5 protein-coding genes and 1 other RNA gene are annotated in these 16,892 nt (G+C 52.3%); 1 reads left to right on the top strand and 5 read right to left on the bottom strand.

Annotated features, from left to right (window positions below; genetic code table 11):
- Nucleotides 1–7: 7 nt before the first annotated feature.
- From MFFC18_RS22280 to pglW, 3 genes are all read right to left on the bottom strand, one after another.
- The gene (locus MFFC18_RS22280; RefSeq protein WP_075083674.1) at nucleotides 8–3,685 is read right to left on the bottom strand and encodes a DUF6079 family protein; all 3,678 of its coding nucleotides are present in this window, start codon (nucleotides 3,683–3,685) and stop codon (nucleotides 8–10) included.
- 110 nt (nucleotides 3,686–3,795) lie between these two features.
- Entirely contained in the window at nucleotides 3,796–7,737 is a 3,942-nt protein-coding gene (gene pglX / locus MFFC18_RS22275) for a BREX-2 system adenine-specific DNA-methyltransferase PglX (protein WP_075083675.1), read from the bottom strand.
- A 118-nt stretch (nucleotides 7,738–7,855) separates the two neighbouring features.
- Complete coding sequence (gene pglW, locus MFFC18_RS22270; RefSeq protein WP_075083676.1) at nucleotides 7,856–12,028, bottom strand: BREX system serine/threonine kinase PglW; 4,173 nt, start codon at nucleotides 12,026–12,028, stop codon at nucleotides 7,856–7,858.
- 405 nt (nucleotides 12,029–12,433) lie between these two features.
- Here pglW and MFFC18_RS22265 point away from each other — a divergent pair, with 405 nt between their 5' ends.
- Nucleotides 12,434–13,291, top strand: coding sequence for an HNH endonuclease (locus MFFC18_RS22265; protein ID WP_075083677.1), 858 nt, complete (start codon nucleotides 12,434–12,436; stop codon nucleotides 13,289–13,291).
- Nucleotides 13,292–13,892: 601 nt separating this feature from the next.
- Here MFFC18_RS22265 and MFFC18_RS22260 read toward each other — a convergent pair.
- Complete coding sequence (locus MFFC18_RS22260) at nucleotides 13,893–15,737, bottom strand: hypothetical protein (RefSeq protein ID WP_075083680.1); 1,845 nt, start codon at nucleotides 15,735–15,737, stop codon at nucleotides 13,893–13,895.
- A 178-nt stretch (nucleotides 15,738–15,915) separates the two neighbouring features.
- Nucleotides 15,916–16,279: a transfer-messenger RNA gene (gene ssrA / locus MFFC18_RS22255) on the bottom strand.
- Between the last annotated feature and the right edge of the window lie 613 nt (nucleotides 16,280–16,892).

Raw genomic sequence — 16,892 nt, 5'->3', positions numbered from 1 at the left:
ATGTTGTTTACTCTCCCGACTCTTCTTCGATGGTCCAAGAGACGTCGAGCTTGATTTTTTGGTTCGGTTTCAGATTGGACTTCAACGAACCGAGAAGCGTTTCGACCTCGGCAACGTCGATGCGACTGCTGTTGCCTCGATCAACGATCTGCACGCCGGGCGGGGCGGGTGGTTGCGGTTCAGGTCCGGGCTCTGGTTGCGGCGCTGGATCGTCTGGACGCAACAATCTGACAGCCGTCGATTCAGCGGCTTCAAACGTGGAACGAAGCGGTTTTACATGCTCGTCTTCCGATAAAGCGAGTTTGACCTCAGCAAGAACATTGTCAGCTTCGGTTTTTTTGTTTCCAGCTAACGCTTTGATATTTTCAAACCAGCCAAACTCAAAACCTTTCAGGAAATCAGCCAAACCGCCGCCGCCTTTACAACACTCTCCCATTGCTTCCTTAGTGGTTGGAATGGAGAAGTCAGCAATCGCGTTGACAATGTCATTGCCTGAGCTGTTGGATTGAATTTGCGAAAACAACGAAACGCACGCGTTGGCGGTCTGCATTCGTTTCGATTGATCGGGACCGACTCCCAGTTTGGTAAGGGCCGATGAAACCTGAGTCCGATAAGACTCAACATTTGCCGCATTTTCACTGACGACTTTCTTGACCTCTTCAGCCAGTTTGGCTGCGTTGGCAGCACTGTTCAGCTCGGACGCCGTGACGCCAAAAATGAAGGACGCAAGGTCCCGTGACGATAGCCATTTATCGGCCGCCGGTTTTGCCTCGGGGCGAAGCTCACAGTTCGGCAGGTCTTTTAACGACGGTTCGGAGTAGACGCTGCCGTGCTGATAGAACGCTTGGTCGGATTGCAGTGCATAGGCAATGACCAACAGATTGTTCAGATACTTTGGCAGGCCCTTCTTTTGCGGTTCATCAATCCACGCCTTCAGTTTCTCAACGGTCAGTTCGCCACCATCGGCTGATGCTTTTTTGATAAAGTGATTTTTCCATTCGTCGCCAACGACCAAATGGGTACGGTCGTGACCGAGCTGTCCAAGATTCAGCGGATTGACGATTCCACGAACCAGCGGTCGGTCGCGTTGCTCAACTTCGACTCGGTTGTCTTTGGTCTGGCAAGCCCGCGAGACGTAGTCGAAAACTTTGTTGGCAGCTCCCGATGTGACGGGTGCTTCGAACTCCGGAGCGCCGGGGAATTCATGACAGAGTGCTTGATCCAAAATCTGCTCAAGGGCTTCTTGGAAATTCGGCTTGGCCGGTGGGCGTACGTTTAGACCATTGGTGAGCGATGCAAACTGTTCGCCTTGGTTCAGGTGATGGGTCGGGTGAAGTGATTCGGCGTTCGTTGCCAGACCGTAAACGGCTTCCAAGTGCCCCCGCAAACGCTCTTTGAGCACATTCCGTTGGCTGTCCAAACTGGCCCGGGCGGCCGGTCGGTCTTGCATGGAAAGATGCCCCACGTAATTGTCGAACTGATCGCCGGACAGGATGTGATTCAGCCGAACAAGCAAACCCAAGTCACGGCTTGCCTCATCACTGAAGAAGGAAGGCAACCATGCGATGGTTTTGGTTCCCTCTTTGTTTGCCTCTCGAAACTCATTCAGCTTGCTGATGTCGTCCATCGGCCCGCGATCGGAATGGTCGAACGGGTAGTCGATGATGATTTTCCAGCGATCGTCTTCGTTGCGAATGTCTGACATCGACAGTTCCCAGACATTCTGGAAAACAACAATGCACTCGCGGTCGGTGTTCTTCCATTTCCAGTCATAGAAATGGCAACGCTGAAGCGTGTTTTCTTCACCTAGATTCAGCAGTTCCGTCAACGTTTGTCGGACCAAGCGTTGACGATTACCGTTGTTGTCGACACGTTCGGCCTTGGCGATGATTGAATCGGTATCGACGCTGGAAAGCTGTACGGTAATCATCGGATCGGCACCGTCTCCAATCTTGATCGCACCGATCATCTTGGCCCAATCGCGAATCTTCTGGAGGACCATTGCCCCTTCTTCGCCTGGATTGACGACCTTGATGGTGCCATGGTTCAGATAGGCAAGTCGGCGTGCAGTGAGCCCGCGAAGAGCTTCTACATCCGGCACCAACGCTGATAGAAGCAACGTCTTCGCCAACCGGTCATCGTTTTGAAATCGCCGCCGAGCCGGATCATCGACGGGCAGCTCTTTGTACTGCTCCAGTGTTATCTTGTGTTTCTTTTCCAACTCTGGAAGCAGCTTGCGGCTGTATAATTTCTTTGCGTTTTCAAAGTGCTCTTTCATTTCGGTACTGAAGCCACCTTCGCCATAAGCGACCATATCAAACAGGTCGCCTACCGGAATCAAGTCACCAACTTTTAGTTCACCACGTTTTTCAACCAGCAAATGCTTCATAACCTTGAGCGCAGTTCGCTCACGTTGCAGCAAACTGGAAACGGCAATGAGAGTCTGAACGAGTGCCGGGCTGAACGGATAGATTTTGCGGAACATTCCTTTGTCGTAGCCGCCCGTCATCAACGCCTCGACGGCATGTTTGTTCTTGCCGTCTTCCGCAAGTTTCTCAAACGAAGCATGCAGCTCCTTTTGCGCGCTGGCGTTCTTGCAAGACAGCACTCGGCGTTCGGCGATTGCAGGCAGGTTGCTATCGGGCAATGTGATCGTATGAAAGCGTTGGGAGTTGTGGTTAAGCAATGTGTTGTAGTTGTACTTCGCTGCACCGGGAACGTTTTCACCCACCAACTCGTTCAAGTCACGTTGTCGTGCGATAAAACTGATCAACGGAATCGGGCGTTCGCCGAGGTTCTCCGTTTCGACTAGCTGAACTAATTTGGCACATTCTTGAGTAATGAAATCAAGATTGTTTGCTTTACCAGACAGCCATAAAATTAGTTCGTCCAAGAACAAGATGACGCCATCGTACTTCAACGATTTGGCGTGTTGGCACATGATCGCCAAGCCGTCTTCCAAATCAACGAATTTCTTAGTTTCATTTTCGACCTGAACACCGTACGATGAAAAATAAGCTTTGCTCAAGGCCGAGATTAAAAGGCTGCGCTCTTCTTCGCCTTCTTTGAGCAACATCGCTTTCTCCAAACGATCATTGTCCCATGTTCTAGTAACATTCCCGAAACCGCCGCCAGCAGAAACACCGTCATTGATTCCTTTATAAAAAGGCACCTCTCCAATTTTGTCTCGTAGCTTGATCGCATCGGCAAACATGTCTTGCGCGCGATAGACCCCGGGGATCGGAGCCTCGGGATGGATCTTGCTGATGTACTTGGCGTAGCCGCCCAGAATTCCCGTTTCACTGGAGTTACTGCCGATCATGTGATACGGAACCAGCAAGAATTTCTTGCCGTCCATCCAAGTGCAATGCTTGGTGATCGTACCTGCCAGCTCGTTGATGCCACGAGCGTGAGTGTCACCCGTCAGCAGCAGGTGCAAGATCGCCATGAAGTGACTTTTACCGCTGCCAAAACTACCGTGTAGATAACAGGCCCGGCTTTTCCCATCATCCATCGACATCTTGATATAGCCCAGAGCTTCTTCAAAACGTGCTGCGATGTCTTTGGTGACGACGTAGTTGTCGACAGTTTCTTTTCCGTCGGAGACGCCTTCGGTTAGCTTGATGACGAATTGGCTTTCGTCCAGCTGTTCCGGAATTTCGATGAGTTCGTTGAGTAGTGTCATTTTCGATCGTTTGGTTTTGGATTACTCAGTAGCGGTGGCATCCTGCCGCCGTTCGTTTTTAGTTTGCTAAGCAGTTCGGCGGCTGGAAGCCACCGTACGTAGGTTGAGGATCAAGCATCTGTTGTTTCCTTCTTTTTCTTCGTGGCTTTCTTTTTGGATCGCCGTTTGGGTTTCTTTTTCGGCGGTTGCCAGTTTCTGATTTCTTCTCGCGACAAGCACAGTTCGGCCGCGTTGGATTCCACGAAGGTGTTGTCGTAGTATTCGTTCATTCGCATGTCGAACTCGGGATCAACTTCATTGTGCCACTGGTGCAGCCATGGCAACAGTTCCATGATCCCGGCCAACAGCGGAACAAGTCGCGGGTCTTCGTTGCCGCCGAGGTTGTTCTTGATGTCGACGTAGTGGGCACTGATGGCGCGGGCCAGTTGCAAGTGGTCATAGCCAGCCCAGGCGATCATCATCGTGCCATCGTTCCCTTCGCAGTGCGGGAAGCTGACCCAGCGTTCTTTGGGGACGTCCAGTTTTCCACGTAGCTTCCAGAACTTGGCTCCGCCGGTGGAAATGAAATCGCTGCTCTTGTATTTGGGCGGTACGGTGATGGATAGGATCGCATCCAGCTCACGAGCAATCGGGGCGGTTGTGTCAGAGCGTTGTTCGGGAGTGGTTTTTTGTTGCCATGCTTCGATGTCGGATTGTTGTTGATCGGTAATACCGCAGTCGTCTGCCAGAGAGCGGACGCGCGAGTCGGTAAAGGGCTTGCCGTCGCGAAGTTCGTCTTCCAGTCGTTGCCACTGCCACGTTTGTTCCCATTCGGCTCGTTTGCGGATTCCGGCGGGTTTGTAACGGAGGACCGGCAGCAATGGGACATGTTCTGCGGCGACGAGATCTTCGATCAAGGCCAAAACGTCAAAGGCCGGATCGTCGCGATAGACTTCCGCGACTTCCATAAACTGCGGATCTTCCGAAGCGACGGCTGCCAGTTTGGAAAGGGAGTAAAGGGCGATCTCCCGTAGCGGTGGCATCTTGCCGCCGTCCTCCTGTACTGGTGGCATCTTGTCGCCGTCGTGTGGTACCGGCGGCATCTTGCCGCCATTTTCATCACCGTCACTGCTCGGCGGCTGGAAGCCACCGCTACTATCCTTCATGCGGCCATCGAAATCAAAATAGCTTTCCAGCCGATCGAGCAACCACGACTTGAGTGCCTTTTGGACCTGTTCCTCCCACGGCGTGGTGTTCCAGCGTCGTTTGTATTCGGGCTGTTCGATGAGCGCGATGTTCTTGTCGGACTCGATGACATCAATTCGTTTTTGAACGAGTTGTTTGTAATCGTCGGGCCAGTGGCTGGGCAGCTCTGTGATGGGCTGGCTGCCGTGCCGCGAAAACCACGTGGTCGCCACTTCGCTGCGAGCCATCTTGCGGGCCAACACGATCTCGAAGGCACGCTCGCCGAGCTGGATGCCCAGTGATTCTTCGGTCGGGTAAGTCAGGTCGTCCTCAAGCAAACCGTAAAGACGGTAGCATTCCCAGTCGAGGTCTTCTTGGAGCCGGATCATCTCGCCCAACGTCTCTCCATAGCTCCGGCTACTGTCGAGAATGTGGCCCCCGAGTGCCGTTTTTGCTGCCGTTGTACTAACACTGCCAACGATACGGGTAATGCCCGCTCCGTACAAAGAAAGTTGATTCGGCAGGATTGTTTGGATCGAACTGGGCACCGGAAACGGGGCCAACTTTGACCCGTTAAAGGCAAAGTGTTTCTCCCACGCTTCGTCGTAACTACCTCGACCAATGCCGCTCGACCCTTTTGGCTGACATATCTGCTTCAGCCAGAATGCGCCGCTGGAGCTATTCAGCAGGGCCAGCAAGCGGTCATGGTCATCTTGTGAAGCGTGTGTTGCCAACTTCACAATTGGAGCAGTTTGCTTGAACAGACTTCTGCCGCTAATTCGGACGAAGTGGTTGTGAGTAGCAACTTCACCGAACGTAATCGATTCCGGGGTCCGCAACCGGCTCAATGTGGTCTGATGCCATTCCCACCACGTCCGGCCCTCTTCTCGATACGTCTTTTTCGCGAATGTAGCTCGACTCCAAAGCACGGTCCTATTGGGCCATAGCCATCGGTAGTGGCCAACGCGTTCGCGCAGATCAATCAACGCCTCCGATTCATAAGGAAACAATACACTGTCGCCCGGATGGATTGACCAGTCTCGCACTTCGTCGCCCACAATAAGCCGACGGTAAGACTCTCGCTCTACGTTCCTCCTCGCGAAGGAAGGCGCTGGTGCATACATGACGTCATCGGCTGCGGTAATTCCGAAGACGCCAGTCTCCGCTACTTCGTCCGCAAGCCTTCGAGTGGTTGTTCCGTCTAGAGCCTCTTTCAACTCTGCAGCGCCACCGCCGCCGATAGACCACGGATGACTTGAGAATCGATCTCTGGTTGACTCTGAAACGCTGGTGAACTTGCCCGTGTGTTTTACGCGATCCATCTGAGAAGTGATATCTGCCCAGACAAGACCTTGGGACGGGTCACTTGGAGTAGCTGGTTCGCCACGAATTCCCATGATGGTCCGGATCGTAGAACTGGTCGGTGCCCGATTGCGCCCAAACACTATTACGGTAGGCGTGCCATGTCCGGGGATGTACGCCCCACTTGTATCTACAACGTGTGTTACGTCGATTGTCGGCAAGTAATCCTCGATCAACTTCTTGCCAAACTCTCGCTTCATGAAGCTGTTCGCCGTTATCTGGCCCGAAAACCCCGATTCGGAGTTGTTCTTCGCCAATCGAAATACTCGTTCCATGAACGGTACTGCCAGTGAGTATTTCATGTAGCAAGACGCATATAGTCGTTTGTATGCATCTCTCGCGGCCGCATCCTTGGGTGTTACGTAGGGTGGATTTGCGACGACGGCATGAAAGGTTCCTTCCTGCAAAATGCGTCTTAGATTGTCGGCGTCTTCGGTGCGGAAATAGTGCGACTCGTCCGTCCAGTCGCCCAGCGTCTGTTGCCGCTCGACGCCGTGATACAGCGAATCGCCGCACGCCAGATTCATCGCATAAGCGGGAGCATCCGCCAGACGCCTCACACCACTGGCCGCCAGCGCCGCCAGCAGCAGACGAAACCGGGCAATCGCGATCGCAAACGGGTTGATATCCACTCCGTGAATCGAAGAGAGTGTCCGCTGCACCAACTCGCGAATGTTTGTCTCTGGTTCCTGTTCTTTCCAACGCTTCAAAATCCTCGGAAACGCACCGAGCAAAAAGTGACCACTACCACAGGCCGGGTCGATCATTTTGAAGTGGCCGGTTGGTTGCTCATCGGAACCGGCGGATAGCGCCTCGCCGCTGATAGATGGCTGGAGTCCAAACTCGTCCAAGGCTGGTTCAAGCGTGCGATCAAGGATGAACTCTTCAACAAAATCAGGCGTCTGCAACAACGCGTATTTCTTACGGGCCTTTTCGGACAGGTCTTGGTACAGATCACCCAGGAAACGAGTATCCCAATCGGGATCAGTAAAGTCATGAATCAGCGTGCCATCGTCTGGATTGATGGTACGGAAAAACTTCAACAGCTCACTGGCCGCATCACCGCCAAGCCAGTTGGGCAATTGCCAGATGAAATTGTGTTTGCCAAAGACATCCCCGCCGGCTCCATGGCTGAGGTCGCGAATCTCACCAAAGATTTTCAACAGGTATTCACGATCCGATTCGGTTGGGTGGTTCGTAAAGTAAACCTGATGCTGATCGCGCGCCCACTGCAGTCGATCACCAGGACCAGAGATCTGCGGGTGTTCCAGTAGCTGGTTGTCTTCCAGGAAACGAACGAACACACAGCTCAATACCCATGCCGCTGCCATCTGAGTGATGAAGTCGTTCCGCCAGTCTTCAAAGGAGAGTGCCGTTCGTTCGGCTTGTTTGGCTTTGTCGTATTCGTCAGCAAGGGCCTGAACGACTTCGGGAACTTCGTCGCTTTCGCTTCGCGCAAGCAGGTCGGCCTCAAGGGTTTTGAGGAGGTCGCGAAGGTCGTTAAGGAGGCTGGTTCGGTTGATCATGTTGAATCCGGTAGCGGTGGCAGCTTGCCGCCGTTGTGTGTTGTTGTCGGCGGCTGGAAGCCACCGCTACTTTTTTGTTTGGTGTGGACGGCGGCTGGAAGCCACCGTTACGTGCGTGTTAGACGCCTGCTCCTCGGTGAAGGTTTTGCAGCCAACCTTTTGGAATGGGAGCTTGGCCGCTGGCAGTGGTTGTGGGGACGTGTTCCTGATCCGGCAACAAAATCCAGAGACCGTGAAGCTCTTTGTGGATGTGCTCAGCAAGGTCTGCGATAAACGGTTGTTTTCGCTGGTAATGGTCGAGGACACCCGTGAAAGTCATCAATACGGTTTTGTCTGATTCGAGAACTCTCTTTTTTAGCTCCTCAATGACTCGGTCGATCAGGATCAACAAGTTGTCCCAGTGGCCTTGCCCGGGCTGTGCATCAACATCCAACAATTGCTGCCATGACACTTCAGCTTCAGTCGCTTTTTCACGCAGCAACTCGATGAAATTCTCTTCGAGATCGAACAGGTCGACGCCACACCGCCGCGTGACTTCGCGAATGGCGTCGTCGTAGTAGTTGGCTTTGACATTCAACGCGAGCAGTGCACCCTGTTTCAATGCATGTTCGATTCGTTCTTCGAACTGACGTGCATCGGCAATTTCCGGTGTAACCTCCCCCGGACCACCACTGGAGAGCGATGTGGAATAACGGGAAAGCGTGTTCGTGCCGGTGGTGTGAATGACTTGGTCACGTGCCGGGTTCTCATAGGCAGCAGCCGAACTGTTCCAGCGGTAGTCGAAACCGGCGTTTTTGAGGATCTCGTTTAGCTGCGGCGGATCGGGAATGTCGGCACATTGAGGGTATCGACTTTTGACGCGTGATTTCAAATCAGCAACGGAAAGCGTGTCGCTGCCGTAGAGCACATTCTGAGAGAGCTTAATGGCCCGTTCAGCAGACATTCCGTTGGGATAAAACTCGTTTCGCGATGAAAGCGCTGCGTTTTGGGAAATGCTGGCCGCCAATCGCACCAAGTTCGAGTCGCTAATATGAGTTGTGAGTTCTTCGTTGAGTGAACGCAACAACTTGATCGCTCGGGCAGGTGAAACGATGGTTTCATTGGCAGCGAGTTTGTCGGCACCGGCTCCAAGTTTTGCAGCGACCGAGATTAACTCATCACGTGAGGCAACGATGACCGATCCAGCGTTGGTCCGACGTGCGATGAATTTAGGCTTTGCCATGTTGCGTTCAACTTCAACCGCAACTCGAGTGACAGCCAGTGCGAACTGAGAACGAAATGGTTCCAGTTGATGGCTGCCACGAGTTACCAAAAGTGCCGACGCGATATCCCGTGCCGACATGACTTGGCCAACCGAATCAAGCAGCTCGTTGATGTCCTTTCGCAGCTTGGTGATCGCAGCATCCTTGGCCCAACGATCCCTGAATGCCTTCATCCAATCCACGACCTGTTGCCGATCGGCTTTGGTGTGTTGGGCGATCTCCGCACTGCCAGCCCACGCTTTGTCGAACTTTGCATCTGTCCCGAATATCAAGGGCAGAATCGCACGAGCTTCTTCTCCTTGTTGACGGCCAACGCCAGACACTCGTTTGAACATCTGGTCGATGCTGAGGCGTTCGACATTCGTTTCGGGCAGATGGTCAGTCTCTTCCTGCGCCTCTTGAACCGTGACTGGTTTCTGAAGATTGTTTTGCAGCTGAACCAGAACTCGATTGATGTGTCGGCGCGTTGTGTGCCCAATCCCCTTGAGCCGGTGGATTCGACCACGACCGGCACTCAATAGTTGCTCAACGGTGGTTATGTCGTTTCTATCAAGGGCGTTGATCGCACGTGTCCCCAGCCCCAAGTCTGTAATTGACGTTTCGAGGGTCGCCGATTCAAGCTTCTTTTTGAGTTCGTCTTCACCTAGCTCGGACAGGAATTCCCCGGGCTCCTCCAGATCACGAAAACAATCGTTCCAGTCGCGACGCATCTGTTCGGCATTGTCGTGCCGGTTTTCGATCTTGCGAGAGAATGCTTTCTCAAAAAAGTCGATAAGCGAATCGCGAATGTTGGCAGCAAATAATTCTGCGTCGATCTCTGCGTCGGATTCCAGTTGTGTAGGGTCGGTTCCGTCGTCGCTCCAAACCGGAAAGTTGTTGAGGCCAGTCGCCATTTGATACAGCGTTACTGCGGCTGCGTATCTTTCTGCGTAGGAATCCCACTGCTTGTTCTTCCGTAAGGGTAACAAGGGGTCGAGGTAGCCGGGCGTTCCGGCTTGCAGGTTGTCTGCTCGCACCCGAGTGAGAGAAAAGTCGAACAAGACCAGATGCAGGCGATCGCCGGAACCAACTTGGCCGACCGCAACATTGTCGGGCTTGATGTCCCGGTGGTTGTAGCCCTGATCTTCGAGGAAGCTGACAGCATTGAGCAAGTCGTCGCCAAAGCGTTGCAACAAGTCGATGTGTAACGCACCGTCTTCTTTCAATCGGTGGCGAAGCGTTTCAATCGACAGTTTTTCTTTATTGGCGATCGCTGGCTTGATAATAATCGTGTGGCGGTCGCCTACGGTTACGTTTTCGACAAACTCAGCGATGTTGGCATGACGAAGCTTGGAAAGCACTTCGCTTTCTTCTTTCAAGCGTGAGTTGTGCTCTTCGTCACTGGCAATTTTTGCAATGAAGTAATCGTCTTCTTTTTGGACAAGAAACGCGTACGAAGTTGCTCCATGACCAATGCGGCGATGAATCAGATACTCTCCTGCGATAACGTCGCCGGGCTTGGCATCCGTAGGGTCTTCGACGAACGACTGTTCGACTTTGACCATCTCCTGTTCTACGGCCACGAGCATTTCGAGAAAGTCTTCGACCGAATCCATCACGCGTGAACCGACAACAGGATTGGTGCTCCATTCGATGAGGTCGTGCAGCTGGTCAACAGCTGGTCGCACCGATCGAATTTTCAGCCCATCACTGCCACGAAGTTTTTCGGCAAGCTCAATTCCGTTAGCGGCCGGAGATTCACCCGAGAACAAGTGATAGGCAATGGCACCCAGAGAGAAGACGTCTAATTTCTCTCCTGATGCGTGATCGGATGAACCAGCCTCTGGGGCAAGGTATGCTGTGCTGGCTTCGTCGATCAGTCGATCAATGTGCGAAGTCGCCGTTACGATTCGAGAATGGCGTTCTGTATCTGGGCTTTGGCGAAAACCCAGTTGCCAGTTAAAAATCTTGACGTTGGAGAGCCGGTTGCTTTTGTCGACAAGAATGCTTTGGGGGCAAAGACCGCGATGGTAAGTTTGCTTTTCGTGCGCAAACCGGACCGTTTCTGCAATCTGTCGCAGCAGTCGACAACGCTCTTCGTCAGTTAGCTCTTCGTGCTTTTGCTTGATGTAGTGATCAAGCCGAATTGCGCTTGGATTGTGCTCGAAGATCAAGGCTGGACCAAGCTCGTGCATGGTGTAGCCTTCACGTCTCAACACACCGGGATGCTGAAGCCCCTCAAGAAGTTCGGCTTCACGCTTGGCCGCTCGCTGCAAAGTTTCTCGTTCGTCTTCCGGTGCGTTGGAACGCAAGTTGTAAATCCGAATACGCCGGTTGCTATTGTTTAGCTGAACGTGGTTTGCGTCCCAGTCTTGATAGCCTTGCCCTTCACCAATGATTTGGTTGAGCTTGTAATCGCCGACCTTTCGATATCGCTGCGAAGGCCGAATCTTGGCTTGCAACATCGCCTGAGCGATCATCTTTGAAACTGGCTTGTTAAATTCTCCCCGCAGGTTGGTGTCCAGTCCCGGACACTTTCGGCGAGTGATGGTAGCCATGATGCCATCGCGGGCCTTCACATCAGGGCCAGCTTCGCGATCCCTGAGAGTGATGTGGGTTCGAGCACTTCCTGTAAGTTCGCATTTCAAATTCTCTGCGGAAAGGAACACGATAGCGTCAAGCCACGGCACTTGATGTTTACCCTTGGCCGCTCGCTGGCTTTTTAACAGCGAAGTGAGCTTTTTTGATTTGAGGTTGGCTGCCGAATACGGGTTGTCCATGTAGGACCGTCGGCCATCGGTTTCCCAAGTCCACGTACCGGCGTCACCGGAGAGGATCCCGGGTTTACTTTTGATTTCGATCAGAAAGAAACCGACACGTGAAAAGACAAGGAGGTCAACTTCGTTAATTGATCCATCGTGGGCGATGAATTCAAAGTTAGACCACGCCCGGTACGGTTCGTGGCTGGGAAACTGAGAGCGAATGAACTCAAGTGCTTCTCGTTCCCAAGGAAATTGGGATTCCGAGATCGTGATCCAGTTGTCTGGCATGGTCTGACGGGGTTTTCTGTTCGGCGATAGGGGGACTCAGATTAATGGCCTTGAATCTACCAATAACTTAATGACGCCTTTTGGCTCCACCGAAATGGAGATGGTAGCCGATTTCAATCTGTGAATTACAAGTAAGCATTGTAAGGCGTCAACCTGCCGGGCTAATTTAGGGTCGTGGGCTGCGCTCAGACTCGTCAGAATATGGCACCAACCAGGCTACAAATAACCTAGTTAAGCTTACCAGAGCTTGGCAGCACTGAAAATTGGCAACAATTCATTTGTTGCCCCAGAATCATTTTGTCGGCCGCAACTTCACCGCTACAAATTAATTGGTATCGCATTCGTTTCCTGATTCTTGAATTTCAAACAGAATGCCAATCTCAATAGGTCCTTCATAGGTCGGCCATGCACATATCAGCATATTTTCGCAATCGGCTTCATGCGCCGCTCCAACACACGATTCAATCATGGGGCTCGGTCAACGAAGCAACCGGTGACGTGTTTCTCCGGGTTGGTCAGTGGGCGGTTAATGACTACGACGATGGTAATACGTGGGTTACGCTTTACCATCCAGAATGGCGGGCCACCAAGCACGGCCCGTCGCAAAGATCCGAACACATCCGGTTAATTGAGCAAGGTGCGATTGCCTATGCGGTTGTCGTGGCGTTCAATCGGCACGGTAAGATTCGTGCTTTTGACGATCATGTCCTGCTTAAGCTTGGCAAGCCCGAGCACGAAGATGGGTTCATCTATTCCAAAGTGCTTGGCGAGCTAACGATTGATGAACTTAGGCTGCAAGTAAGATCTTCGAATCCAGCTGTCGATGACATTGTTGAATTGACAAATATCAACCGACCGGAAACAGAGACGAAACGGCTCATGGCCGCTCGAATTGGGCAGGGGATTTTTCGATCGCATGTACTGCGACTTTGGGACTACCGGTGCGCGTTGACTTTGACGACTGTCAGTTCTGTGATCCGTGCGTCCCATATCAAACCGTGGAAAGTGTCGAGCAATAAGGAGCGGCTAGACCCGTTCAATGGCTTACCACTTACCGCAACATTGGATGCGCTCTTTGATGATGGGTTGGTTTCGTTCAAGGATGATGGGGAAATGATTATCTCAGAGCAGTTGTCTGCAGGTGAGCGAAAATTGCTGGGGATTCGGAGTGATCAATCGGCAGGGAAGATTGCGGCCAAAACCATTAAATATCTTGAGTATCACAGGCAACACGTTTTTCGAGATCGTATCGACTTCAAGTAGCCAAGGAGATTATGCCTATACGTGCACCATTTCGGAAACAGTTGATTACTGCTTGGAAGAGGACTATTGAAAAGCACTACAAGAATTGTTTGATCAACTCAGAACGAAGCGTGCGGGCGTCGTTATGGGCTCACTTGGTCGAAGAATTGCCTGACAATCGTTGCACTTTTATCGAGCCACGGATCAGAGCAGATGATGGAAACTCGATCCCCCGGATATACCCGGACTTGGTTGTTTGCAATTCGAAATCGGTGATCGCAGTCGTCGAGCTCAAATAGACGAAGGTTGGCCCGCGGTTTCACAAAGACATAAGAACTCTTGGATGGCTTGCCACAAACAAGGACGTTCTATTCGTTGAAAATGTACGGCATCATGACGATGAAAATCCGCGTCGATACCGTTTTGCCAAAAACGTGCTATTCGCCTGGGCGAGCATACAATAAGGCGCAGTCGAAAATAGCGGACGCACAAACTCTAGTTGGATTCCGACCAAGGCTTGCAGGTTGTTTCGTGGAAATTCATGGACAAACATTGAGTGGTGGCAAAGTGAAAATTGGTGATACCGCGAGCTGACAAGGCAACTGAGCAAAAGTTCCCAAAGTCATTCTACGAACGGGAATTTCCCTGCCTCAGCAAAAACTGGCTCTAAATACGATTCAACTTCTTTGATCGCCTCGAACACTTTTCCAAATGGTCGGTTGCTGTAGAGGTCGTTGAGTTCGTCGGATTTGACGGGACGTCCGTGGCACTCGAAGACGCCCATGATCTCGCCGCTGGAGAACGTCTTGATTAGCTGGCCGGCGGTCTTGCGGAGCTTGCCAAATGACAGGTTGCGGATCTCGTGACCATCGTTCTGAATCCTCTTGATGGTTCGAGCAAGACGGTTCGGGATCGTCTGGTTGGTGTTACCGCTTTTCGTTGGATGGTCAAACGGTTTGCCGTTCGTGTTTAGCAGCAACCGCGCGTCGTCCGAGTATTTGGGCAAGAGATTTCGTTGTTCAATGGCCCATTGGATTCCTTGAACCGTCATTGGGAACAGAACGTGCTCACCGTAAACGCCGCTCTTGCGCCGGATTCGTTTGATGAAAGATTCTTCGTCGGTCGACTGGTAATTGATCAGCTCGCATTGCCTCGGTGTATGTGCTTCGAAAAGTCGGCACTCCTTGACCAGAAGCGTAGAAATCTCAGCTCGACCAAAACCGCAATTCAGACCGAGCAACAAAAGCAATCGATCGAGTGGGAGCGAGTATCGCATCAAAAGCTTGAGCTCATCGAGCGAAAATGTATCGACCTGCTCCAGCTTGCGATTGGCATGGTCACTGGCCAGTCGTTGCACCCGGGTGTTCGCATCACTAAACGCGAAGGGTTTCGTCCAGCTAAACTCGCTTGATGTGTGAAGCCATTTCAAAAAGCGTACGAGCGCAGAAATGTAGTTGCTTGCTGACTTCGCAGTCATGGGGTCGGACGAACCTTTCTTTGTTGGCCGACGACGCCAGTAGCCAATCATTTCGTTGACACCATCCGCGTCCATCTTGCTTAGCAGGCGATTCTTGAGATGCTGCTTCAGCGTATTCATCTGCTTGATCTGGGTGTGCCCCCAGGACGTCAGCCGATCCAGTTCCGGGCGATAATATTCGCGGCGGATGTACTTTTGATAGGCTTCAATGGCGTCGTAAAACGTTGACCTGTCTCTGACGTCGTGCTGCGCAGAAGGGGCTGGAGCCTGATAGCCCTGCTGCTTCGGCAGCGAGACGTTGGCATCTGGTAGTTGAATTAAACCCTGTGCCGCCATCGTTGCAAGAATGGCGTGGATGTCTTGATTGAATTGTGGGACTTCCGACATCAGGTGGCGATCATGCATCGAAGGGTCGACGTCATTGGGCGCAACAACGTTTCCAATTTTCCGCTTTGGGGGTTTTCGGTTTGAAGCGGAATATTCGCCTGGGGAATTCTGGGAAAGCTGGATCCGGTCACGAGTTTCCAGAGCAGGTAGTTTGCCGAGGCAGTGCAGGGCGGCGCAGCCCACGTCGTACAGGTAGCGATCCGCCGGTACGAACAGCACCACGGAATGCTCGGCCTGCAGTGCCTGGATTCGAGATGCGTAAGTGATCGCTTCGTCGTCAGGCCGGGAGACGACAGCTACCTCTTCGACGCCTTTGGCGATCAGCTTGGCGATCTCCAGCAAATCTTCGGGCCACAGGGGTTTGTCTTCCGGAGTGCTGTTCGCGAAACGATCCCAAAGCTCACGAAGCTTTCGTTCACGCCACTCGGCTTGACGGCGTTCCTTGCCCAGCAGGAACTTGTGTTGCTGCAGCTTTCCGGTACGGCTCAGCTCCCAGCCGATCTGCCGCGAGAAGTATCCGCGGGCATCAGCTCGCCATTTCTTTCGGGTTCGACTGACCGATTTTGACTTCGAAGCCGGACGGAATTCGCTGGATTTGACCATGTTTGCACACGCCTTTTGAGGCCCCTATCGGAACATTGGTGCCCAAATGGGGTCTCTTATAAGAACATTTTGCGGAATTTTGGGAGTTTTGAGCCATTTGTTCGCTTGTTGGTGCGGCCCAAAAACTTACTTTCACCCACAAAAATAGCCACTTGCCGAGGTTCGGCAAGTGGCTAAATGATGGAGGCGGCGGGTATCGAACCCGCGTCCCGCGATGTTTCCAGATTGGCCTCTACGTGTGTAGTCACTGATTTGAATTTCGCCTGATCAGCCGGGCAGAGACACCCTGAAAACCAGGCTAGACAGAAACTCTGTTTAGTAGAAAGCGTATCCGACGTGACTTACTACGATCTGGAATTGGTGACCGGTTTTCAAAGCTCTCCAGCGAAGCTCATCAACCGGTGGTGCATATTACTATGCAGCCAATGCGAAAGAGTTATCTTTAGCAATTAAGGTTTTGATCAGATTTTTACGTGGCCTTCTGATCAACCACGACACGCCACCAAGCCTTCATCCAATCCGGTCGATTCCAATTCGCCCCCGATTTTCAAAAAGTGGTCCGCCATCAAACTGATGGCAATCGAACAATCTTAGGTTCGACATCTAAAACAGGGAAGGCTTAAGTTTTTGTCGCTTGCCGATGTTTTCACCAAAAGCGACCGGCTTCGGGTTCCAAATCGGTGAAGTCCAAACCCAACCTCGAACAGGCAAAACACTCAAACTCGCCAGACGAACATTTCGTTGGGATTTTCACCTGGAAGCTTGGCCTGCCAAACAAATGCCGACGAAACGCGTGCTCGACATCGATTGCGGCGTGAAAACGCACTGTGAGAGGAAAGTTTGTGCAAAAAGCCGTGAATCAGGCTCTTTTTGCTCTTGGCTTCGACCAGCAAACAACGGCCAACAGGCATTCCAAATCACTCCGATTTGTCCCGAAAACGCCTGTGGCTCCCGAAAGTCAGTCACTCGCTGGCCTGAGGATCTCTCGAGCCCAAAACAGTCAATTTCTACGGTCTTTCCGGGAGAATTGGCAAACTTTCCTCTAGAATCAGGCCGACTCTTTTGTGATAATCCGCGGCTCAATTCTACGTGGACATCCAAACGATAGCCCGAATCGCGGGCCTGAATGCCTCGGTGGATCCACTCTCAGCACCC

This window comes from Mariniblastus fucicola (assembly GCF_008087665.1).
Lineage (GTDB): Bacteria > Planctomycetota > Planctomycetia > Pirellulales > Pirellulaceae > Mariniblastus > Mariniblastus fucicola.
Note: the sequence above shows the minus strand (reverse complement) of the source record. Positions and strands in the feature narration are given on the sequence as shown.